Here is a 22,954-nt window from a genome sequence, read left to right as displayed (position 1 = left end):
GAGCGTAAATAAGGTAGGAGTACCCGGCTGAATCGATTCACTTTCGGCCTGACCTCAAAGGGGAGGCTGCACCCGTGGCTGAGAGCAACCCGTCGCGCGAGCCCGCGCTCGTCCTCGAGCGCGTCGTGAAATCCTTCGGTGCTGTTCTCGCGCTGCGCTCGGGAAGTCTGACGCTGCACCGCGGGTCGATTCACGCGTTGATCGGAGAGAACGGCGCCGGCAAGTCGACGCTCGTCAAGATCGTCGCCGGCCTCTACCGGCGTGATTCGGGCGAGTTCCTCTTGGACGGCCAGTCGGTCGACTTCACCTCGACGGCGCAGTCGAAAGAGGCCGGAATCGCCGTGATCTACCAGGAGCCGACGTTGTTCCCCGACTTGTCGGTGACCGAGAACATCTTCATGGGGCGCCAGCCCACGAATGCCGTGGGGCGGATCGACCGCAAGGCGATGCGCGCGGAGGCCGTGCAGATCTTCCAGCGTCTGGGCGTGAGCCTTGACCCTGACCGCGTGACCGACGGCCTCTCGATCGCCGATCAGCAGATCATTGAGATCGCCAAAGCCATTTCGCTCGATGCCAAGGTGCTCATCATGGACGAGCCGACAGCGGCGCTGTCCGGCGTCGAGGTCGAGAGGCTGTTCGCCGTGGCGCGGAGCCTGCGCGACGAGGGTCGTGCGCTGTTGTTCATCTCGCACCGGTTCGACGAAGTCTTCGCCCTGTGCGACACGGTCACGGTGATGCGCGACGGCTCGTACATCGACACGACGGCAATCGCGGACACGACCGTCGACGATCTCGTGCGCCAGATGGTCGGGCGCGATGTGAACGACTTGTTCCCCAAGCTGCCCGCCGAGATGGGCGACGTCGTCCTCGAGGTCGAGGGACTGACTCGGAAGGGCGTGTTCTCCGACATCTCCTTCCACGTACGTGCGGGCGAGATCGTGGGTCTGGCAGGGCTCGTCGGCGCCGGGCGCAGCGAGGTAGCGCGCGCTGTCTTCGGCGTGGACACCTACGAGTCCGGGGTCGTCACGCTCGAGGGCAAGGTGCTCCCGAAGGGCAACCCCCGCCTCGCGACGACGCGAGGCGTCGCACTGGTACCGGAAGACCGCCGCAAGCAGGGACTCGTGCTCGACGATGGAGTGTCCCGCAACATCACACTCGCGATTCGTTCGAAGCTCGCAAAATGGGGACTCATCTGGAACGGCCTGGAGAATCAGGCTGCGAAGACGTGGGCCAGTCGCCTCGAGGTGAAGACGGCAGCCCTGGACGCCGAGGCCGGGACTCTCTCCGGAGGCAACCAGCAGAAGGTGGTGATCGGCAAGTGGCTCGCGACGGAGCCCACAGTGCTGATCGTCGACGAGCCGACCCGCGGCATCGATGTGGGAACGAAGGCCGAGGTGCATCGGCTCCTCAGCGAACTGGCACAGCAAGGGCTGGCGATCCTCATGATCTCGTCCGAACTTCCGGAGGTGCTCGGCATGGCCGACCGTGTACTCGTCATGCGCGAGGGCCGCCTGACCGGGGAGTTCCCGCGGGCAGCCGCGACGCCCGAAGCCGTCATGTTCGCAGCGACGGCGGATGCGGAGGTCGCCGCGTGAGCGCGACTCTGACACCCTCCGCCGTGAAGCCGGGGACGAGCGGCGCGGCACGGCTCGTGCGGCGCATCGCCACGGCGCGCGAGGCCGGTATCGCCATCGCGCTGATCGTGATCGTGGTCGTCGCGACCGCCGCGAATCCCACCTTCCTCTTCTCGAACGACGGTTTCCGCGACCTGCTGCTGACGCCGTCCCTGCTGCTGCTTGTGGCTGTGGGTCAGGCTTTCGTCATCATCACTCGCAGCGTCGACCTGTCGGTCGGTTCGGTCGTGGGGCTCACCGCCTACCTGACGGGCCGCTTGTTCATCGATTTCGAGGGCATCCCGCCGATCGTCGTGTTCGTGGCGGGAGTGGTGTTGGGGGGCCTCCTCGGCGCGATCAACGGACTGCTCGTGGCGTGGGCCAAAGTGCCGGCGCTGGTGATCACCCTCGGCACGATGTACATCTATCGCGGCATCAACGTGGCGTGGACCGGAAGCGATCGGATCAACGCGTCGGATCTGCCACGGGACTTCCGCGGTCTCGGAACCGACCAGCTGCTGGGGATCCCGGTCCTCACGATCATCGCCGTCGTGGTGCTGATCGCTGCGGCCTGGTATCTGCGCAACACGCGCGGTGGCCGTGAGTTCTACGCGATCGGCTCCGATCCGGCAGCCGCGCACCTCTACGGGCTGAAGGTGAACCGACGCATCATCACGGCATTCGTCGTCTCGGGCGCCCTGTCGGGTCTGGCCGGTGTGCTGTACGCAGCGCGCTACGGGACGGTCTCATCCGCAGCCGGAACCGGCTGGGAGCTGCAGGCGATCGGTGCCGCGGTGATCGGCGGCGTCGCGATCGCGGGCGGTGTCGGAACGGTGTGGGGCGCCGCCATCGGCGCGTTCCTGCTGCTCACGATCAACCGCGCCCTGCCCATCCTCGGGATCGACGACTTCTGGCAGCGCGCCGTCGTCGGCATCCTCATCATCGGATCGATCGTGCTCGACCGCGTCCTCGCGGTCCGCCAGCACCGACGACTCATCGCACAACGGGAGGAGGGCCGATGAGCGCCGTGGCCACCGAGACCACCCCGGTCCGGCTCTATCAGGCGCACGCCCGTCCGGCGTGGAGACGCATCCTTTTCACGCGCGAGTCCGCGATCATCGCGCTGCTCGTCATCGTGATCGTGGTCGCTCTGGCGACGGTGCGCAACTTCGACAGTCCGCTCACGGTCACCTACCTGCTGCGCGACGTCGCGCCGATCCTGCTGATCGCGCTGCCCATGACGTTGATCATCATCACGGAAGAGATCGACCTTTCCGTGGCATCCGTCGTCGGGCTGTCGAGTGTGATGACGGGCATCCTCACACAGGCGGGGTTGCCGTTCCCCGTCGCCGCCGTGCTGGCGATTCTCGTCGGTGCCGTAGCGGGCGCAGTGAACGGCTTTCTCATCACGGTGGTCGGGCTGCCCTCACTCGCGGTCACGATCGGCACGCTCGCGCTGTTCCGCGGGATCGCGGTGGGCCTGCTCGGCACGACGGCAATCACCGACTTCCCGGATGAGTGGACCGCCCTCGCGAAGGCGAACATCCCCGGTACGCCGATCCCGGTGGTCATCATCCCCTTCATCGTGCTGGCGATCCTGTTCGCGATCCTGCTGCACTTCACTCCGTTCGGGCGCTCGCTGTACGCGATCGGCCTCAACAAGGAGGCCGCGCACTTCTCGGGCATCGACGTCGGCCGCACCAAGTTCCTGCTGTTCGTGATGTCGGGCACCGTCTCGGGCTTCGCGGGCGTCTACTTCACGCTGCTGTACTCCAACGCCCGGGGCGACAACGCGATGGGCATGGAGCTGCAGATCATCGCCGCCGTGTTGCTGGGGGGCGTGTCGATCTTCGGCGGTCGCGGTGCGCTTCACGGTGTCATCGCCGGTGTTCTGCTGATCGGCACCCTCGGCAGCGCGCTGCGCCTTGCCGGTGTCACGAGCGACATCATCAATGTCGTCACCGGTGTTCTGCTGATCCTGTCGGTGGTGTCTGCAAGTTTCCTCGCATGGCTGCACAAGCGACGTACCGCGGCCATCGGAAAGCGAAGAGGAAGACGCGTCGCTGAGCGAGCGACAGCCGTCGACCCGACGCCGTAATCACAAACCCCGCGAGAGCTCCTCGCACCAAGGAAGGAAACAATGATGTTCGGATTGAAGCGTAAGCGGCGTGCTGGTGTTGCAGCCGCGCTGGCTCTCGGCGTGGTGCTGGTCGCGGCCGGTTGCTCGGGCGGCGACGGCGGCGGCACCTCGACCGACGGCGGCGACAGCGGCGACGGCGACGCGAACCTGACGATCACGATGCTGCCGAAGAACCTCGGCAACCCGTACTTCGACACCTCGACCGGCGGCGCCGAAGAGGCGACCGCCGAGTTCGACGGCACGTTCGAAGAGGTCGGCCCGACCGAGGCTTCGCCGACGTCGCAGGTGCAGTACATCCAGACGGCTGCCCAGCAGGGTGCGGGTGGACTCATCGTGTCGGCGAACGACCCCGAGGCGATCTGCGACGCACTCGACGAGGCGCGGTCGGCAGGCGTCAAGGTCGTCACGTTCGACTCGGACACCAACCCCGACTGCCGCGACCTGTTCATCAACCAGGCGGCCAGTGAGGGTATCGCCAGGGTCCAGGCTGAGCTGATCGCGGACCAGATCGGCGGCTCGGGTGAGATCGCTGTTCTGTCGGCGTCGGCGAACGCGACGAACCAGAACGAGTGGATCGAGTTGATGGAAGAGGAGCTCGCCGCGAGCTACCCGGACATCGAGATCGTCGAGATCGCCTACGGTGACGACGACGACCAGACGTCGTTCGACAAGACCGCCGCTCTGCTGCAGACCTACCCCGAGCTGAAGGGCATCGTCTCGCCGACCACCGTCGGTATCGCCGCTGCGGCACGTTACCTGTCGACCTCGGAGTACCAGGGCAAGGTCGCGCTGACCGGCCTGGGCACCCCGAACCAGATGCGCGAGTACGTCGAAGACGGCACCGTCAAGTCGTTCGCGCTGTGGAACCCGGCTGACCTCGGCTACCTTGCCGCGTTCGCCACGGCGGCGCTCATCACCGGCGAGATCACCGGTGCCGAGGGCGACACGTTCGAGGCCGGCAAGCTCGGCTCGTTCGAGGTCGGCCCGGACAACGGCGTGCTGCTCGGAGACCCCTTCGTCTTCGACGCCGACAACATCGGCGACTTCGACTTCTAAGTCGTCACCAACGCACGAAAGCCCGGTCTGCGTCCGCATGCCGGGCTTTCGCGTGCACCGACATCCTCGTGGGAGTGCGCGCCCCACGGGTCCGCTCGCACGAGTCCTTGACCGTGGCGTCGGGCTGCTTTATCGTTTCAATCGTGCCCGCCAAGGCACTTGGCCACCCACCCCAGGGCGATGACGCACCGCGGATGAAGAGGTGTGAACGCAATGCCGCCGTCGCCGGAAAGCCGGATCCATGCCTGACGACCTGACCCCCGTCCACTCCAGACGCCACCGCGGCCTCGTCGCGACCGCCGCTCTGAGTGTCGCGGCCCTGACCGGTGCGCTGCTCGCCCTGCCGAGCGCCGCCGCCAGCGCCGAGACGAACGCTCCCGATGCGCCCACACGCCTCACGGTCGAGGATGACGTGCAACCGCTCGGCACCGACGTGACGCCTCGCTTCGGGTGGTTGCCACAAGACGAAGACGGCAACGAAGTGCAGAGCGCCTACCGCATCCGCGTCGTCGACGACGCCGATGATGTCGTCTGGGATTCGGGCAAGGTCGCGGCATCCGATCAGTCGTACATCGACTACGGCGGCGAGGCGCTCGAGCCGGGCAGCACCTACTCCTGGACAGTACAGACCTGGGATCGCGACGATCTGGCGTCGCCGTGGGCAGAAGAGGCGAGCTTCGACACCGGCCTCGGCGATGGCGACTGGGGCGGGGCGGAGTGGATCCGTCGCGAGCCCGGCAACCCCGACGCATCTTCGCTCAGCATCATCGACGGCAAGGGCCGCGTGAGCGGCGGCGACGTCACGCTCGTCAAGACCGGTGCCGACTGGACCGACTACGTCGTCACGATGGACGTCACGCCGATCACCCGCGCCGCGGCCCTCGTCTTCCGCGGCAGCGGCGACCGCAACGGGTACATGTGGCAGCTGCACGCCAACGACAACGCACTGAAGACCCACCGCATGATCGCCGGCGGCTTCCCCACCGACGCGCGTCGTTCGGTGCCGCTCACGATCGACACGCAGATCACCTACCGGACGAGCATCCGGATCGAGGGACAGGCCTTCACGACGAGCATCAACGGCGAGGTCGTCGACACCTGGACCGATGCGTCGAACACGGGCTCGACGCAGGGCACGATCGGGCTGCGCATGGCCAGCGGCGAGGTGGCCGACTTCGACAACATCCGAGTCACGTCGCTCGACGGCAGTCAGGTGCTGTTCGCCGAGAACTTCGACGGCGCCCTCGACCAGTGGGTCCGAGGCACGACGAACCGCGAAGCCGACGAGTACACGCTCGCGCGCACGGCTGTCGACCTCCCCGAGGGCGAGATCGTTCGGGCACGCAGCTACCTCGCGGCAAGCCACACGGCTGAGCTCTACCTCAACGGCGAGACCGCTGATCGCGTGAGCAACTTCGGCTACCCGGGCGAGGGCTACTACCACGTCGCCGACGTGACGTCGCTGGTCGAGCCGGGCGAAGAACTCGCGATCGGGGCGATGCTGCACTGGTTCAGCAGCGGCCAGGGTCGCGCTGGGGTCGAACCGGGCCTGCTCGCGCGCATCGTCGTCGAATACGCGGATGGGTCGGAGTTCGTCGTCGTCACCGACGACTCGTGGAACGTGCGCCGGGGGCCGTACCGCATGGTCGGCACGCGCAACGGCGAGGGACTCTACATCGAACACCTCGAGGGCCCCGCCGTCGCGGCGATCGGCGAATGGAAGCAGCCGTCGTACGACGACAGCGACTGGGCCGACGCGGTCGTGCTCGGTGAGCACCCCACGGGTCCCTGGACGACCCTCGAGGGCGACATCACCCGCATGAGCGAGACCGTGGTGCATCCCGAGCAGATCCTCATCGCCCAGGACGGCACCCCGGTCGCCGACTTCGGTGTCGTCATCCCCGCGCGACCCGCCGTGACCTTCGAGAACGGCCAGGCAGGTCGAGTGATCCCGATCCGCGGGAGCCTCGGTCTCGCCCCGAACGGACGCGTCTCGACCGCCGGCGTGGACACGCAGGGCACCAACATGTCGTGGCCCTATACCCAGGTCGCCGGCGCCCAGCGGTACGAGGCGTTCGGTCACCTGGCGTTCCGCTACCTCGAGATCCCGGATGCCGGTGAACCGATCACGACCGAGGATGTGACGGCGACGATCGTGCACGTCGATTACCCCGAGGACGGCGCGGCGACGTTCGAAAGCTCGAACCCGACATTGAACGCCGTCTGGGACCTCATGGATCGGTCGCTGCGCTACTCGGTGCAGGAGACATTCGTGGACACCCCCACGCGTGAGCAAGGCCAGTTCCTGCACGACACGATCAATATCTCCGACGGGCTCATGGCGACTCAGTTCGAGCGCAACGCCACGCGCAAGGCGATCCGCGAGTTCATGCTGAGCCAGGAACGCTGGTGGAGCGCGACGCTCGCCGACAGCGGCCGCTACAACGCGGTCTATCCCAACGGCGACGGCAAGCGCGACATCCCCGACTTCACTCAGGTGGTGCCGGACTGGATCTGGCAGTACTACCACGAGACGGGCGACCGTGAACTGCTCGAGGACGTGTACGACAACATCAGCGCGACGGCGGACTACGTGCGTCGTCACATCCCGACCGAAGGGCCGACTGCGGGACTGGTCACACGCCTCACCGGCGGCAGCGGTCAGTACAACCACGGCATCGTGGACTGGCCCGCGCACGGCCGCTTCGGGTACGACATGGGGGCAGCGGCCCGCACGACCGTCAATGCCCTCGGCGTGAACGTGCTGCGAAAGGTCGCGCTCGTCGCCGAGGTGCTCGAACGGCCCGCCGACGAAGTCCAGGCGTACCGAACCGACGCCGACGCTCTCGCCCAGCGCATGAACGAGACGCTCCGCGGCGAGGACGGCATCTACGTAGACGGCCTGGCGGCCGACGGCACGCAGTCCGCACACGCCGGTCAGCACTCGACGTCGTATGCGATCGCTTTCGGCATCGCGCCCGAAGAGGACCTGCCCGCCCTCGGCGCGCACATCGCCTCGATGGGCATGAAGCAGGGTCCGATGACGTCGCACTTCCTGCTCGCCGCGCTCGCCGCGTCGGGGCAGGGTGAGGGGATGCTCAACCTGCTGACGAACGAAGACGACTTCGGCTGGGCGCAGTGGCTCAAGCAGGGCGGCACGTTCACCCCGGAGGCATGGGAACTGAGCGGTTCGGCCAACAGCGGCTCGCATGGCTGGGGTGCGCAGGGCGTCGTCGACATCCTCGATTCGGTGCTGGGCATCGCGGTCACGGATGCCGGTGCCTCCCGCATCCGGATCAGTGTTCCCGACACGGGACTCCAGCATGCGGAGGGCTCGCAGGTCACGCAGCGTGGCCGGGTGTCGTCCTCGTGGACCCGTCAGGGCAACAACGTGACCCTGAGCGCGACGATCCCGGTCAACGTGTCGGCGATCGTCGAGGTGCCGAACGGGGTGGGCATCGACTATGCGATCGACGGTCCCGATGGCGCGACGGCTGAGTCGCTGGGTGTCGAAGGCGGCATCGAGCGCTTCCGTGTCGGGTCGGGCACGTGGGTGTTCACCGGGGTCGAGCGTCTGCCGGCGTCGGTCGATGTGGCGCAGCGCACGCTCGCCGGCAAGGCGTACTTGTCGGTGTCGGTGACCAACGATGCGGACGTTCCGGTGGATGTGTCAGTGACCACGCTGTACGGGAAGAAGTCGTTCACACAGGTCGCATCAGGCGCCTCGGTATCGGTGTCGGTGAACACGAGGCTGGCCGAAGTGCCCGCGGGCGAGGCCACGGTCGAGGTCGCGGGTGTCATGGACGGTGTGTCCGTGAGCGAAACGAAGACGGTGCCCTACGGCGCCTTCTCCGTCCAACGCTGACCCTCGGCTCGCGAGACTGCAACAGGGCGCCGAGAGCGCGGGTGGGACCCCCGGTTTCGGCGACCGTTGCAGCCTCTCCGCCGGTGATGGGCGTTGACAGTGGGTGGCCGCGGCCAATAGCTTTGCCTGACTCGGCTCCAGCTGCGGGAGATCCAGGATGTTCCTGGGGACGCCCCGATGCAGCGCTCGTCGAACGCTCAAAGGAGAGACGATGTCGATGATTGCACGATGGCGCCGGACGGCGATGGCGGGGGCGATCGGAATCGCGAGTTGCGCACTGGTTCTCGGTGGCACGACAGCGGCGACGGCGGCTCCATCTCACGCGATGGTCGCCGAGGTGGCGGCGCCCGATCTTGTGAGCGTCAACCTCACTCAGCGGATCCTCGCGGGCAACGTCTTCTTGTCGATCACGGCCACGAACGTCTCGTCGACCCCCGTCGACATCGTCTTTTCGACCGTCTACGGCGGCCCGACTTTCGCCGCCGTCGCGCCGGGCCGGACCGTCGCAGCGTCGATCAACACCCGCCTCACGATCATCCCGCCCGGATTCGCCACGATCACGGCGACGAGTGGCACCGCGAGCGAGACCGAGACCGTGCCCTACGGCGGGTACCCGGTCGAGGTCGTGCCGCGCATTCTCGCCGGTGATGTCTACCTGTCTGTGACGGCGACGAACACGCTCGCGGTGCCCGCCGACATCGTCGTCACGACGGCCTATGGTGGCAAGACCTTCCGTGGCGTCGCACCCGGGGACTCGGTCGCGGCGAGCATCAACTCGCGCCTCGCCGCCGTGCCTGCCGGAGCGGTCACCATCGCGACGAACGCCGGCAGCACGTCGGTCACGCGGACCGCGCCGTACGCGGCATACCCCGGGCAGTAGTCAGCGGGCCGGGTCGTAACGCCTCGGTGCGTGCGTGCGCGCGACGAGGTCGCGCAGCGTCTCCAGCGAGCCCGCCACGAGCCCCGCGGCCCTGGCCTGCACCAGGATGTTGCCGAGCGCCGTCGCCTCGACGGGCCCTGCCAGCACCGGCAGGCCCGAACGGTCGGCCGTGCGCTGGCACAGCAGCTCGTTGAGCGCGCCACCCCCGACGATATGGATCGTGCGCACGTCGACGCCGCCGATGCGGGCGGCTCGGCGAGATGCGTCGGCGAACGCCTGGGCCAGCGATTCGACGATCGACCGGGCGTACTCCGCCCGCGAGCGCGGGGGAGCGACGCCGTGCTCATCGAACCACGCGTCGATCCGTGCGGGCATGTCGCCGGGCGGCATGAAGCGCGGGTCGTTGACGTCGAAGACGGGCACGTCGCCCGAGACGTCTTCGGCCGCGTCGAGCAGTGACGCAAGGTCGATGCGTTCACCGGCGCGCTCCCACGTGCGCACGGTCTCGCTCAGCACCCACAGACCCATCACGTTGTGCAGCAGTCGCACGCGGCCATCGACGCCGCCCTCGTTGGTGAAGTTCGCCGCGAGAGCCTCGGGCGACAGCACCGGGCGGTCGACCTCGACGCCGACCAGGCCCCACGTTCCGCACGAGATGTACGCGGCGGCATCCGCTTGCATCGGCACCGCCACGACCGCCGATGCGGTGTCATGCGAGCCGACCGCGGTCACGGACACGCCCTCGGGTGCGCCGATCGACGCGGCGACCCGCTCCGACAGAGCGCCCAGGCGCTCGCCGGGAGCGATGAGCGGGGGAAGAATGCCGCGCGGCACGCCTGCAGCCGCCAGCAGGTCGGCTGCCCAGTCGCCGTCGCGGAGCAGCCCGGTCGTCGAGGCGTTCGTCAGCTCGGCGCGGGCGATGCCGGTCAGCCAGTAGCCGATGAGGTCGGGCACGAGCAACGCCGCGTCGGCGAACTCGAGCACGTCGCGCGGCTCGGCGGCGAACTGATAGAGCGAGTTGAACGGGAGGAACTGCAGGCCGTTGCGGGCGAAGAGCTCGGCGTGCGGCATCCGCTCGTGAACCGCCGTGACACCGCGCTCGGTGCGCGCATCGCGGTAGTGGAACGGCTCACCCAACAGGCGCCCATCGCGCAGCAGACCGTAGTCGACGGCCCACGAGTCCACCCCGATGGTGCGGATGCCGGGAGCCTGGCGGAACGCTTCGCGCAGCCCGTTCAGGGCGCTGCCGTACAGCCCCAGGATGTTCCAGTGCAGCCCGTCCGAGGTCTGCACGGGGTCGTTCGCGAACCGTGCGACCTGCGTGAGCTCGAGCGTGTCGGTGCCGACGTGGCCGACGACGACACGGCCGCTCGTGGCGCCGAGGTCGACGGCGGCGACCGCGCCCGTCGTGCTCATCGCAGGAATGCCGCGGCGACGCCGGAGTCGACCGGGATGTGCAGGCCGGTCGTACGGCTCAGCTCGGGTCCGGTGAGGACGTACACGGCGTCGGCCACGTTCTCGGGCACGACCTCACGCTTGAGGATCGTGCGGTTGGCGTAGAACTGACCCAGGTCCTGCTCGGCGACGCCGTAGGTCGCGGCGCGGTTCGCGCCCCAGCCGCTGGCGAAGATGCCGGAGCCTCGCACGACGCCGTCGGGGTTGATGCCGTTGACCTTCACGCCGTGCTCACCGAGCTCGACCGCGAGGAGCCGCACCTGGTGGGCCTGGTCGGCCTTCGTCGCGGAGTAGGCGATGTTGTTGGGACCCGCGAAGACGGAGTTCTTCGACGAGATGTAGATGACGTCGCCGCCCATGCCCTGCTCGATGAGCGCCTTCGCGGCGGCTTTCGAGACGAGGAACGAGCCCTTCGCCATGACGTCGTGCTGCAGGTCCCAGTCCTTCTCGGTGGTCTCCAGCAGCGGCTTCGAGAGCGACAGGCCCGCGTTGTTGACGACGAGGTCGATGCCGCCGAATGCCAGCACGGTCGCGTCGATCGCCGCCTGGACGCCATCGGCGTCGGCGACGTTCGCGGCGACGCCGATCGCGACGTCGGTGTTGCCGAGCTCGGCGGCCACGGCCTGCGCCTTCTCGAGGTCGAGGTCGGCGACGACGACGCACGCGCCCTCGGCGGCGAGACGGGTGGCGATGGCCTTGCCGATCCCGGATGCCGCACCCGTCACGAACGCGATGCGGCCCTGGTGCGTCTTGGGCTTGGGCATGCGCTGCAGCTTGGCCTCTTCGAGAGCCCAGTACTCGATGCGGAACTTCTCGGCATCGGAGATGGGAGCGTACGTCGACAGCGACTCGGCGCCACGCATGACGTTGATCGCGTTGACGTAGAACTCGCCGGCGACACGTGCCGTCTGCTTGTTCGCGCCGTACGAGAACATGCCGACACCGGGCACGAGAACAATGAGCGGGTCGGCGCCGCGGATCGCGGGGGAGTCTGCCGAAGCGTGGGCGTCGTAGTACGCCTGGTAGTCCTTGCGGTACTGCTCGTGCAGCTCTTTGAGGCGCGCGATGGAGTCTTCGATCGACGCATCTGCGGCGAGGTCGAGCAGCATCGGCTTGACCTTGGTGCGCAGGAAGTGGTCGGGGCAGCTCGTGCCGAGCTCGGCGAGAGCGGGTGCCTTCTCGGACGCGAGGAAGTCCAGGACGACATCGGAGTCGGTGAAGTGGCCGACCATGGGCTTGTCGGTCGACGCGAGGCCGCGGATCGTGGGGGCCAGAGCCGCCGCTTTCGCACGGCGCTCCGTCTCGGGGAGGGCGGCGAATCCGGCGCGGACACCACCGAACGGCTCGGCCTTGCCGTTCTCATCGAGGTACTTCTGTGCCGTTTCGATGATCCACAGCGAGTTCGCCTCCGCCTCGTCGGACGTGTCGCCCCACGCGGTGATGCCGTGGCCGCCGAGGATCGTGCCGATCGCCTGCGGGTTCTTCGCCTTGATCTCGGCGATGTCCAGACCCAGCTGGAAACCGGGGCGACGCCACGGGACCCAGACGACCTTGTCTTCGAAGATCGTCGCCGTGAGCTCTTCGCCGTCAGCTGCAGTCGCGATCGCGATGCCCGAATCCGGATGCAGATGGTCGACGTGCGCCGCATCGACGAGGCCGTGCATCGCCGTGTCGATCGACGGGGCAGCACCGCCCTTGCCGTGCAGGCAGTAGTCGAACGCTGCGACCATCTCATCCTCGCGGTCCACACCGGGGTACACGTCGACGAGCGAGCGGAATCGGTCCAGGCGCAGCACCGCGAGACCCGTCTCGGTCAGGGTGCCCAGGTCACCGCCCGAGCCCTTGACCCACAGCAGCTCGACGGGCTCTCCCGTGACGGGGTCGATTTCGGACCCCTTGGCCGACGTGTTGCCGCCGGCGTAGTTGGTGTTGCGGGCGTCGGCACCGAGGCGGTTGCTGCGTGCGATCAGCTGTGCGGGAATCGAGTCGGTCATCACGGAGCCTCCAGTACGCGGATGTTCATTCGTGTGAAGTATGACAAGAAATGATCAAGCCTGCAATGGTCAGCGCAGGTCGACCACATCGCGCAGCGCGCGCAACCGCTCGTCTGTCGGGTCGAGCTCCGTCACCAGAAGATCGATCTGCTCCCAGTCGAAGCTGCGGGCGACATCGCGTTCACCGATCTTCGATGAGTCCAGGAGAAGCACGATGCGCTCCGCGGCGCGGGCGAACTCCTGCTTCACCTGAGCTTCGGACAGCGACACATCCATCGATCCGAGCTCGGCGTGCACCCCGCTCGCGCTCGTGAAGAAGGTGGAGTAGCTCATCGATGCCGCCGCCCGGCAGGCGAGCGGCCCGACGAGGCTGTCGGTAGAGGCTTCGGCCTGGCCGCCCGTGAGCAGAGCGTTCACAGAACCGGCGCGACGCACGGCGGAGAAGTTCTCCCAGGAGTTCGTGGCAACCGTCAGCTCGTCGGTGCCGGTGAGGGTGGCCGCGAGCGCTCCCACCGTCGTCGACGCATCCATCGCGATCGCGCCGGCGCGCGGCACGAGGTCGGCGGCCTTGCGGGCGATGAGCGCCTTCGCGTCGCGCTGCAGATTGCTGCGCACGCCGAACCTCTGCGGTCCCGGAGCGGTGATCGCGCCCCCACGCACGCGGCGCACCAGGCCTGAGGTCTCGAGTTCGAGCAGGTCTCGGCGGATCGTCATGGCCGACACGTCGAATGCCGCCGCCGCTTCGGTGAGGCTCACTGCTCCCTGTTCCTCCACGAGGTGGGCCAGGGCCTGCCGTCGCCTCTCGCTGTCCAGGGAGCTCGTGGTCGACATGACGTCGACATTGCTCCATCAGCGGTCATCGCACAACTTCTGGATGCATCCGACGTACTTGTTGCATCGCACGAGCGCCTTTGCTAGATTCACTGAATCACAAAAGGTTCAATGAACCCAAGTGCAGCCTGAGAGACAGCGACGTCGAACGGAGACGTCACAAAGGAGTGAGAAATGGCGAATGCCGGGCCCTACGAGAACGTCACGAGTGCGGAGACCGCGATCGAGCGCGCCATGGACGCCTCGGGTGGCGTCCTTTCGCTCGCGCCCGCCTGGGTGCCGCGCTCGTTCTGCACCCCGGGCCGCCGCATCCGCCTGCACCCGGATGACTACTTCCCGCTCGGCAAAGACCGGGGCGGCATCGACGAGCGCTGGCTCGCAAGCGCCATCCGCGCCGAGAACGGGCCGCGCACCGACCCGTTCGAGGGACTGAGCCTCGTGCGCGACCCCGACGGCAACGTCATCCCGTTCGACGAGTTCATCGCGCACTTCCGTGGCGAAGCGATCGGCGGGCTGTGGGATTCGCACGGCCTGTGGCCGATGTACTCGAAGTTCTTCGACAACGAGTTCCCGCTGCCCTTCCACATCCACCACCGCGACGAGCACGCCGCCCTGGTCGGCAAGCCCGGCAAGCCCGAGGCGTACTACTTCCCGGCGCAGATGAACAACCACGGCGGTCAGTTCCCGTACACGTTCTTCGGCCTCCACCCCGAGGTGACGAAGGATCAGCTGCGTGAGAAGCTCGCCGGATTCCTGCGCGGTGGAGACAACCGCATCACCGACCTGTCGAAGGCCTACCGGATCACGCCCGGCACGGGGTGGGACGTTCCCGCCGGCATCCTGCACGCCCCGGCCAGCATGTGCACGTACGAGCCGCAGGCCGCCTGCGACGTCTTCGCGATGACCGAGTCCTGGTCGAACAACCGTGAGGTCGGCGACGAGCTGCTGTGGAAGGACGTGCCCGACGACCGCGTCGGCGACCTCGACTTCATCGTCGAGCTGGTCGACTGGGAGCGCAACGTCGACCCCGACTTCTGGAGCCACCGCTTCACGCCCCCCGTCGAGACGGTGGCCAGCGCGCGCGCCGCAACGCCCGACTACGTCGAGAAGTGGATCACCTACCGCTCGCCCGCGTTCAGCGCGAAGGAGCTCACGGTGCGCCCCGGTGGAGCTGTCACGGTCGACGAGAACGATGCGTACGGTCTCGTCGCGGTCGGCGGCCGCGGAACCATCAACGGCCAGTCCCTCGCTGCGATCAGCTCGATCCGATACGGCCAGTTCTCGTCCGACGAGTTCTTCGTCACGGCATCCGCAGCCTCGGCGGGCGTCACGGTCGTCAACGAGTCCGCGACCGAAGACCTCGTCATCCTCAAGCACTTCGGCCCCGGCAGCGCGCAGCTGAACGCCGAGCGCGGAGAGCTGGGACTGTAGATGCCCGGCACGGCGGAGCTCTTCGGCGTCGACCTCACCGAGGCGCGGCGGCGGATCGGCACGCTCGCGCAGATCGCCCGGATCGACGAGTTCACTGAGACGCAGGGCGCGGCGCGCGGCGCTCGCCGCATCCGTGTCGACACAGGCGGCGGTCTGTCGTTCGAGGTGCACCCGGATCGGGCGATGGACCTCGGCCAGGTGACGTTCCGCGGAACTCCCTTGGCCTGGATGTCGCCGGTCGGCATCGGCGCGCCCGCCCACACGCACGACGTCGGCATGGACTGGCTGCGGGCGTTCGGAGGCGGGCTCCTCACGACCTGCGGTCTGGACTCGTTCGGTCCGCCGACGAGCGAGGACGGCGTGGACTACCCCATGCACGGCCGGATCAGCTCGATACCTGCGACGATCACGCGCGCGCAGGTCGCTGACGACGGGATCGTCATCGAGGGCGAGGTGCGGCAGGCGTCGGTGTTCGGGGAGAACCTCGTTCTGCGCCGCCGGATCCACGCTGACCTCGGCGGCTCGGTCATCCGCATCGACGACACCGTGACCAACGAGGACTCGCGCTCGGCCGGTCACATGGTGCTCTACCATTGCAATCTCGGCTGGCCGCTGCTCTCGGAGGACGCCGTGCTGCGGATCCCGTCCGCGGCCGTCACTCCGCGGGACGCGGCCGCAGAAGCCGGCGTCGCGAGCTGGCATGAGCTGTCGGCACCCACGCGCGACTACGCCGAGCAGGTGTTCCGTCATGACTTCCGCGATCAGGGTTTCGCCGAAGTCTCGGTGGACAACCCCGAACGCGACGTGCGTCTCGCCATCAGGTTCGACACCAAGACGCTGCCGGGCCTGCACCAGTGGAAGATGCTCGGCGAAGGTCACTACGTGCTCGGGCTCGAACCCGTGAACGTCGATTGGAGCAGGGGGCGCGCCACCGCGCGCAGTGAAGGCGTCCTGCCTGAGCTGCAGCCGGGGGAGTCGGTGTCCTATGCCATCGAGATCGATGCCGGGCCCAGCCGCGCGCGCGGCGCGAAGAGGAAGGAGTCGGCATGAGTGTGCCCGCCCTGGAGATGCGGGGGATCTCGAAGTCGTTCCCCGGCGTCAAGGCGCTGTCAGACGTGGACCTGGTCGTCGAACCCGGCGAAGTCCACGCCATCGTCGGTGAGAACGGCGCCGGCAAGTCCACCCTCATGAAGATCCTCGCCGGGGTCTACCAGCCCGATGCCGGCTCGGTCGCCCTGGCGGGCGAACGCGTGCGGATCTCGGGTCAGCTGGATGCGCGGCGCCGCGGCATCGGCATGGTCTATCAGGAGCTCAACCTGGTGCCCGACCTATCCGTGGCCGAGAACATCACCCTGGGGGCCACGCCGTCGAGACTCGGCATCGTGCGCCGTCGCGCGCTCTTCGAGTCCGCCCGTGCGGTCCTTGACGCTCTCGACGCTCGGATCGACCCGCGCGCACGTCTCGGATCGCTGACGGTGAGCCAGCAGCAGCTGGTCGAGATCGCCAAGGCCTACGCCGCCCGCCCCCAGATCATGGTGCTCGATGAGCCCACGTCGTCGCTGAGCGAGCACGAGGCGCAGGCGCTCTTCCGTGTCATCCGCACGATGCGCGCCGACGGAATCGCCATCATCTACATCAGCCACCGCCTGCGCGAAGTGCTCGACCTGGCCGACCAGGTCACGGTGCTGCGCGACGGCCGTCAGATCGAGACGCGGCCCGCATCGGGGCTGACCGCGACCGAGATGATCACCCTCATGGTCGGGCGCGATCTGACCGACGTCTTCCCCAAGCGCGACGTGCCGATCGGAGACGTCGTGCTCGAGATCGACGGCCTCAGCCGCTCGGGTGCCTTCGACGACGTCTCGCTCACGGTGCGCGCCGGCGAGATCGTCGGTCTCGCGGGCCTCGTCGGTGCCGGCCGGACCGAGGTCGCGCGCGCCGTCTTCGGCCTGGACGCCGCCGATGCCGGAACGGTGCGTATCAACGGCGCGGATGTGCGCGTCCGCAGTCCGCGCGCAGCGGTCAACGCGGGCATCGCCTACGTCCCCGAGGATCGCAAGCGCGACGGGATTATCCCCGAAGCATCCATCAAAGACAACATCGCCCTGCCCGTGCTGCCCAAGGTGAGCTCGGCCGGCTGGATCTCGTCGCGGCGCGAGCGCGACCTCGCGCGAAACGAGGTCGACGCACTCGGGGTCTCCCCGCCCGTCATCGAGCGCGCCGTGAGCACGCTCAGCGGCGGCAATCAGCAGAAGGTCGTCATCGCGAAATGGCTCGCGACGCACCCGGACGTGCTGCTGCTGGACGAACCGACGCGCGGGGTCGACGTCGGCGCGAAGGCCGACATCCACACGATCATCGGCGAGCTCGCCGCCCAGGGGGTCGCGATCCTGCTCATCTCGTCCGAGCTTCCCGAGGTTCTCGCCGTCAGCGATCGCGTCTATGTCCTTCACGAAGGGCGCGTGTCGGCCGAGTTCGACCGCGCCGACGCCGACGAAAGATCCGTCATGCACGCCGCTACCGGAGAGGTATCGCAATGACCTCATCGACCGCGCCCACGCGGGCGCAGACCAACACGACCCGATCGGGCGACCGCCTGACCAAGAGCAGCGCGCTCTCGCGCATCGGCCCCTGGATCGGCATGCCTGTCGGCATCGTTCTGCTGCTGATCGTGGGGTCGGTCCTGTCGGACCGGTTCCTGAGCATCGGCAACCTGACGAACGTCCTCATCAACATCTCGATCCTCGGCGTCATCGTCGTCGGGATGACCTTCGTCTTCATCACCCGCGGCCTCGCCGACCTCTCGGTGCCGGCGACCGTCGCCGTCGGTGCGATCCTCGTGCTCGGACTGCAGCCGATGATGGGCACGATCCCGGCGGCGCTCGTGGCGATCCTCGCGGCCCTCGCCGCCGGAGTCGTCAATGGTCTCCTCATCGGCTATGCGGGCATCAACCCCGTCATCACAACGCTCGCCGTCGGCACGATCGTGCTGGGCATCGCGCAGTGGAGCGTGGGTGGCGTCATCGTCTACGGCAGCGACCCCGAGGCGCAGGCCTTCCTCAACGGTCGCATCTTCGGCATCCCCGTCATCGTGCTGGTCTTCCTCGCGGTTGCGATCATCGGGCACCTCGTGCTCTCGCGCACCGTTCTCGGGCGCTGGGTGTATGCGGCTGGTGGGAACCCGGACGCGACGCGGGCCAGTGCCGTGCCTCTCTTCTTCACGCGTGGTGCGGCCTTCGTGCTGACCGCAGGTTTGGCCGGAATGGCCGGCGTGCTGCTCGGGGTGACGCTGCAGACCGCGCGCCCCGGCATCGGAATCGGCTACGAGTTCGACGCGATCACGGCCGTCGTCGTGGGTGGCGTCAGCCTCCTCGGCGGATCCGGCAGCATCCCGCGCGCGATCGGCGGACTGCTCTTCGTCGCGCTCCTCAACAACATCCTCGTGCTGCAGGGCGTGCCCACCGCGGTGCAGGGCATCGCCAAGGGCGCGCTCATCGTGGCGGCCGTCTCGCTCGATGTCTACCTCCGCCGGAAGGGAGGCCGATCATGACCCGTACCTCGTCGAATCGGATCACCGACAGTGTCGTGTTCCTGAGCCTCGTGCGCTATCGCGTCATCGTCATCCTCGTCGCGACCCTCGTGCTGTCGGCCTCGTTCGTGCCCGGCTTCTTCGAAGGCCGCACGCTCAGCCTCGGCATCGACCGTGTCGCGACGATGGGACTCCTCGCGATCGGTCTGACCGTCGTGCTGATCGCCGGCCAGCTCGACCTCTCGGGCGGGGCGATCCTCGCCCTCTCGGGTATCGCCGCCATCGGATTGCAGCCCGCTCTCGGTCAGATCCCGGCGGCCCTCGTCGGCGTCGCGGTCGCCATGGCCGCGGGCGCCATCAACGGCGTGCTCGTGGTCGTGCTCAAGATCAACTCGCTCGTCGCGACCCTCGCGACGATGGTGTTCTTCCGGGCCGTATGCCACCTCATCACCGACTCCCGGCCCCTCAGCGGCACGGACCCGTTCTTCGGTATCCCGCTCACCCAGCCCGTCGCGGGCACCGTGTCCGCTCGCGTGCTGCTGTTCCTCGCGCTCATCGTCCTGCTGCACTTCTGGCTGACGCGCAGCGTCGGCGGACGCAACCTGTTCGCCGTCGGCAGCAACGCGGCCAGCGCGACGGCCAGCGGCGTGCGCTCCAACGCGTACCTGTTCGGCGCCTTCGTGTTCAGCGGGATGATGGCCGGCGTCGCCGGTGTGACGTTCAGCATCGCCTCGAACACCGGCTCACCCGTCTTCGGCGACACGATCGTGCTGACTGCGATCGCGGCCGTCGTGATCGGTGGCACGCGGCTCGAGGGCGGCGTCGGCTCGGCGCTGGGAACCCTGGGCGGTCTGCTGACCCTCGCGGCGCTGACGACGGCGATGGAGTACCAGAGCGTGCCCGCCTACGTGCAGGACATCGTGACCGGCTGCATCCTGCTGCTTCTGATCCTGCTCGACCGCTTCACCTTCGCGAAGCAGGGTGTCGACCTCTCCCTGTCGTCGCTCGCGCGACGGCTCCGACGACGGAGGTCGGGCGCGCAGAAAGACACCACCCAAGAGATCGAAAGGACGATCGCATGAAGAAGAAGTTCCTGTTCGGCGGAGCCGTGCTGTCAGCGGCGATGCTGCTCGCCGGATGCGCCGGCTCGGCAGACACCGGATCCGGCTCGACAGACGGCGAGGCCGCAGGCTCCGGCAAGGAGATCTGCTACATCACGGCAGCCGAATCGCACGCCTACGCCACCCCCGCCAACGAGGCCTTCCTCGCCGCCGCCGAGGAGGCAGGCGCCAAGGTCACGATGCTCAGTCAGGACTTCGACGTCCAGACCGGCACCGAGCAGCTCTCGACGTGCATCGGCCGCAACCCCGACGGCATCGTGCTGTGGCCGCTCGACCCGCAGGCCTACATCCCGGGCCTCATCCAGGCGCAGTCGGCTCAGATCCCGGTCGTGCTGATCAACTCGCCGATGGATGACGAGGCGCTCAAGCTCGTCGCGAGCTTCACGGGCCCCGACGTCTACGAAGAGGGCGTGCTATCGGCCGACGCGATGAACGACGCGCTCGGAGGCGAAGGAAACGTCGTCATCATCGCCGGCCAGGCAGGCAACGGCACGAGCATCGGTCGCAGCGACGGCTTCACCGACCGTCTCGATGAGCTCGGATCGGGCATCGAGATCCTGCAGTCGGTGAATGCCGACTTCGACCAGCAGAAGGCGCTCGTCGCCAGCCGCGACCTCATCACGCGCTTCGGCGACGACATGGACGGCGTCTATGCGAGCGATGACACGATGGCACGCGGCTTCATCGACGCGTGGACCGAGTCGGGCCGTGACCTCGCCGACATCCCCGTGATCGTCGGCATCAACGGCCAGGCGGATGCGTTCGCGTCCATCAAGGCCGGTCACTTCTACGCGACGATCCTGCAGTCGCCCGTCGAGGACGGCCAGCTCGCGCTGGAGACGATCCTCAAGGTCGCCGGCGGCGAGACGGTCGACGCGCGTCTGCCGATCCCGCTTACCGTGGTCACGATCGACAATGTCGACGACGTGGAGCCCGCTTTCTGAGTCGGACTCTTATGAAGGGGCGGATGCTGCAGCAGCATCCGCCCCTTCGTGTTCTGTCAGGTCGATTCGCGCACGACCAGGTCGGGTTCGAGGACGACGTGATTCGTCCTCGGGCTGCGCTGGGGGCTGTCGATGAGATGCATGATCATCTCGACCGCGGTCCGGCCCAGCTGTGCGCGCGGCTGCGCCACGGTCGTCAGGGGCACGGCGCCCACTTCGGACCACACGACGTTGTCGTAACCGACGATCGCGAGATCCTCGGGCACGCGCAGTCCGCCGTGCGTGACCGACTGGAGCAGGCCCAACGCGATGACGTCGTTGGCGCACAGCACCGCCGTCGGTCGCTTGTCAGGCTGTCGTGCCAGCAGGGCCCGCCCCGCCGCACGGCCTTCGTCGACGGTCCAGGACTCGGTCGAGAGCAGTTCGAGAGTGATGTCGCCCGCCGTGCGGTCGACGACCTCGCGCGCCCCCTCGTAGCGCATGCGCACCTTGGGGGAGCGGTGCGGGTGCCCGACGTACGCGATGCGCCGGTGCCCGCGGTCGATGAGGTGCTGTGCTCCCGCGCGCCCGCCGTGCCCGTCGTCGACGACGACCGACCAGCAGTCGCGATCATCGCCGACCCGGTCGACGAAGACCATCGGCACGCCACGATCGCGCAGCATCTCGAGGCGGGAGCTGTTCTCGTCGACGGGCGAGATGATGATGCCCTGCACGCGCTGCTGCACGAGCAGGTCGAGGTTCTGCGACTCGCGCACGGCGTCGTACGCGCTGTTGCAGACGACGACACCGAGTCCCAGCTCGCGGCTGAGCTGCTCGGCGCCGAGAGCGACATCGACGAAGAACGGATTGTCGAGGTTGGCGACCACGACGCCGATCGTGCGTGTGCGGCCGGCGCGGAACTGCCGCGAGCTCTGGTCGGGCACGAAATCGAGTTCAGCGATCGCGCGGACGACCTTCTCGCGCGTTTCGGCGCGCACGTAGGACGGGCGGTTCAGCACGTTGCTGACCGTGCCGGCCGAAACGCCGGCAAGCCGTGCGACGTCGCGGATCGTTGCCATCAGAAAGTCCGCTCGTCGTCGCGGGGCTGGTTCATTGAACGATAGTAGCGCCGCGGGCTGCTCCCCGCGCCGATTCGGGGTGTTGGCTTGTGTGAGAACCTGTGCGATTCAGGGTGTGAAGTCTCTATGATGTGAGTGTGAAGTCGCTCGCCGCAGAGGAACGTGCCGCCTGGCTGCTCGAGCAGCTGCGGACGTCGAAGTCGGTGACACTCTCCGACGCCGCTGCCGCCCTCGACGTGAGTGAGATGACGGTCCGTCGCGACCTCTCGGATCTTGAGGCCTCGGGCATCGCCCGTCGCGTGCGTGGAGGCGCGGTGTATCTCGGGCCCGTGAGCTTTTCGGGTCGCGAGCGATCGCACTCCGAAGAGAAGGCGGTCATCGCCGAGAAGCTCCTGGCGCTCGTGCCGCCCGCGGGCGTCATCGCGATGGATTCGTCGACGACGATGCACCGGCTCGCGCTCGCGCTCACGGCGGCCGAAGATCTCACGGTCGTGACCAACGGCCTCTCGACCTTCCAGGCGCTGCAGGACATCCCCGGTGTCACCGCGATCCTCACGGGCGGGGCGGCCGACCGGCGGTCGGATTCGCTCGTGGGTCCCGTCGCGACGGCGTTCCTCGAGAGCATGCGCTTCAGTGCATTCTTCGCCTCGACGGCCGCGCTCGACGAGCGGGCATGCTACGAGGACACGCTCGAAGAGGCCGAGATCAAGCGCGCTTTCGCCCGCTCCTCGTCGACCGTCGTGGTCGGTGCGCACGCCGACAAGCTCGACGGGGATGCGACCGCGGCATCGATCGGCCTCGCCCGACTCTCCGTCCTCGCGACGGATCTGACCCCGTCGTCCGCAGAACTGCGGCCCTACGCGCAGATCGTCGCGACCATCCTCTGAGGCGCCTCGCGCGCACCGGCGCTCGGCGTGCCTCGTCACGCGCGCCGCTGTGCGATTGTGTGAGCGTGCGCAGCAAAGTTGACAAAAACTAACACGGTGTCACAGACTGACGACACCGCAAATCCACAAAGGAGTGCTCCGTGGTGATGA

Annotated in this window: 17 protein-coding genes; 13 read left to right on the top strand and 4 right to left on the bottom strand. The window is 67.9% G+C overall.

The features are described 5' to 3' along the window. Positions 1 to 74 precede the first annotated feature (74 nt). The 6 genes from AC25Y0_RS11495 to AC25Y0_RS11470 all read left to right on the top strand — a co-directional run bounded on the left by AC25Y0_RS11495 (position 75) and on the right by AC25Y0_RS11470 (position 9,554). Entirely contained in the window at positions 75 to 1,595 is a 1,521-nt protein-coding gene (locus AC25Y0_RS11495; protein ID WP_488134694.1) for a sugar ABC transporter ATP-binding protein, read from the top strand. Further along, on the top strand, positions 1,592 to 2,635 hold the full coding sequence (locus AC25Y0_RS11490) for an ABC transporter permease (protein WP_488121782.1): 1,044 nt from the start codon (positions 1,592 to 1,594) through the stop codon (positions 2,633 to 2,635). Before AC25Y0_RS11495 ends, AC25Y0_RS11490 begins: the two co-directional genes overlap by 4 nt. Beyond that, the gene (locus tag AC25Y0_RS11485) at positions 2,632 to 3,711 is read left to right on the top strand and encodes an ABC transporter permease (RefSeq protein ID WP_488121783.1); all 1,080 of its coding nucleotides are present in this window, start codon (positions 2,632 to 2,634) and stop codon (positions 3,709 to 3,711) included. The genes AC25Y0_RS11490 and AC25Y0_RS11485 overlap by 4 nt, the downstream gene beginning before the upstream one ends. Before the next feature lie 45 nt (positions 3,712 to 3,756). Continuing rightward, on the top strand, positions 3,757 to 4,809 hold the full coding sequence (gene rhaS / locus AC25Y0_RS11480; RefSeq protein WP_488122279.1) for a rhamnose ABC transporter substrate-binding protein: 1,053 nt from the start codon (positions 3,757 to 3,759) through the stop codon (positions 4,807 to 4,809). Between the two features lie 241 nt (positions 4,810 to 5,050). Beyond that, a complete protein-coding gene (locus tag AC25Y0_RS11475) occupies positions 5,051 to 8,674 on the top strand; it encodes a family 78 glycoside hydrolase catalytic domain (protein WP_488134693.1) in 3,624 nt (1,207 codons plus the stop codon). 211 nt (positions 8,675 to 8,885) lie between these two features. Further along, a complete protein-coding gene (locus tag AC25Y0_RS11470; RefSeq protein ID WP_488121785.1) occupies positions 8,886 to 9,554 on the top strand; it encodes a hypothetical protein in 669 nt (222 codons plus the stop codon). On the opposite strand, the gene AC25Y0_RS11465 is transcribed toward AC25Y0_RS11470, so the two are convergent. The 3 genes from AC25Y0_RS11465 to AC25Y0_RS11455 form a co-directional block, all read right to left on the bottom strand. Next, on the bottom strand, positions 9,555 to 10,970 hold the full coding sequence (locus AC25Y0_RS11465) for a rhamnulokinase (protein ID WP_488134692.1): 1,416 nt from the start codon (positions 10,968 to 10,970) through the stop codon (positions 9,555 to 9,557). It abuts the gene before it with no gap. After that, complete coding sequence (locus AC25Y0_RS11460) at positions 10,967 to 13,003, bottom strand: bifunctional aldolase/short-chain dehydrogenase (RefSeq protein WP_488134691.1); 2,037 nt, start codon at positions 13,001 to 13,003, stop codon at positions 10,967 to 10,969. The genes AC25Y0_RS11465 and AC25Y0_RS11460 overlap by 4 nt, the downstream gene beginning before the upstream one ends. A 69-nt stretch (positions 13,004 to 13,072) precedes the next feature. Then, positions 13,073 to 13,834 (bottom strand): DeoR/GlpR family DNA-binding transcription regulator, encoded by a 762-nt coding sequence (locus tag AC25Y0_RS11455; protein ID WP_488134690.1) that lies wholly within the window; start codon positions 13,832 to 13,834, stop codon positions 13,073 to 13,075. Between the two features lie 174 nt (positions 13,835 to 14,008). Between AC25Y0_RS11455 and AC25Y0_RS11450 the strand changes: the two genes are divergently transcribed. The 6 genes from AC25Y0_RS11450 to AC25Y0_RS11425 are packed head-to-tail and all read left to right on the top strand — an operon-like array spanning position 14,009 to position 20,859. Then, on the top strand, positions 14,009 to 15,265 hold the full coding sequence (locus tag AC25Y0_RS11450; protein WP_488121789.1) for a hypothetical protein: 1,257 nt from the start codon (positions 14,009 to 14,011) through the stop codon (positions 15,263 to 15,265). Then, positions 15,266 to 16,315 (top strand): aldose 1-epimerase family protein, encoded by a 1,050-nt coding sequence (locus AC25Y0_RS11445; RefSeq protein WP_488121790.1) that lies wholly within the window; start codon positions 15,266 to 15,268, stop codon positions 16,313 to 16,315. It abuts the gene before it with no gap. Next, positions 16,312 to 17,805 carry a sugar ABC transporter ATP-binding protein gene (locus tag AC25Y0_RS11440; RefSeq protein ID WP_488134689.1) on the top strand — a complete coding sequence of 498 codons (1,494 nt, stop codon included), beginning with the start codon at positions 16,312 to 16,314 and terminating at the stop codon, positions 17,803 to 17,805. Before AC25Y0_RS11445 ends, AC25Y0_RS11440 begins: the two co-directional genes overlap by 4 nt. After that, complete coding sequence (locus AC25Y0_RS11435) at positions 17,802 to 18,815, top strand: ABC transporter permease (RefSeq protein ID WP_488121792.1); 1,014 nt, start codon at positions 17,802 to 17,804, stop codon at positions 18,813 to 18,815. The genes AC25Y0_RS11440 and AC25Y0_RS11435 overlap by 4 nt, the downstream gene beginning before the upstream one ends. After that, a complete protein-coding gene (locus AC25Y0_RS11430) occupies positions 18,812 to 19,876 on the top strand; it encodes an ABC transporter permease (RefSeq protein WP_488121793.1) in 1,065 nt (354 codons plus the stop codon). Before AC25Y0_RS11435 ends, AC25Y0_RS11430 begins: the two co-directional genes overlap by 4 nt. Next, complete coding sequence (locus tag AC25Y0_RS11425) at positions 19,873 to 20,859, top strand: sugar ABC transporter substrate-binding protein (RefSeq protein ID WP_488134688.1); 987 nt, start codon at positions 19,873 to 19,875, stop codon at positions 20,857 to 20,859. Before AC25Y0_RS11430 ends, AC25Y0_RS11425 begins: the two co-directional genes overlap by 4 nt. Before the next feature lie 56 nt (positions 20,860 to 20,915). On the opposite strand, the gene AC25Y0_RS11420 is transcribed toward AC25Y0_RS11425, so the two are convergent. After that, on the bottom strand, positions 20,916 to 21,917 hold the full coding sequence (locus tag AC25Y0_RS11420; protein ID WP_488121795.1) for a LacI family DNA-binding transcriptional regulator: 1,002 nt from the start codon (positions 21,915 to 21,917) through the stop codon (positions 20,916 to 20,918). Positions 21,918 to 22,048: 131 nt separating this feature from the next. Between AC25Y0_RS11420 and AC25Y0_RS11415 the strand changes: the two genes are divergently transcribed. Further along, positions 22,049 to 22,804 (top strand): DeoR/GlpR family DNA-binding transcription regulator, encoded by a 756-nt coding sequence (locus AC25Y0_RS11415; RefSeq protein WP_488134687.1) that lies wholly within the window; start codon positions 22,049 to 22,051, stop codon positions 22,802 to 22,804. Positions 22,805 to 22,954 lie beyond the last annotated feature (150 nt).

It is taken from the genome of Microbacterium sp. Y547, from assembly GCF_057669785.1.
Note: the sequence above shows the minus strand (reverse complement) of the source record. Positions and strands in the feature narration are given on the sequence as shown.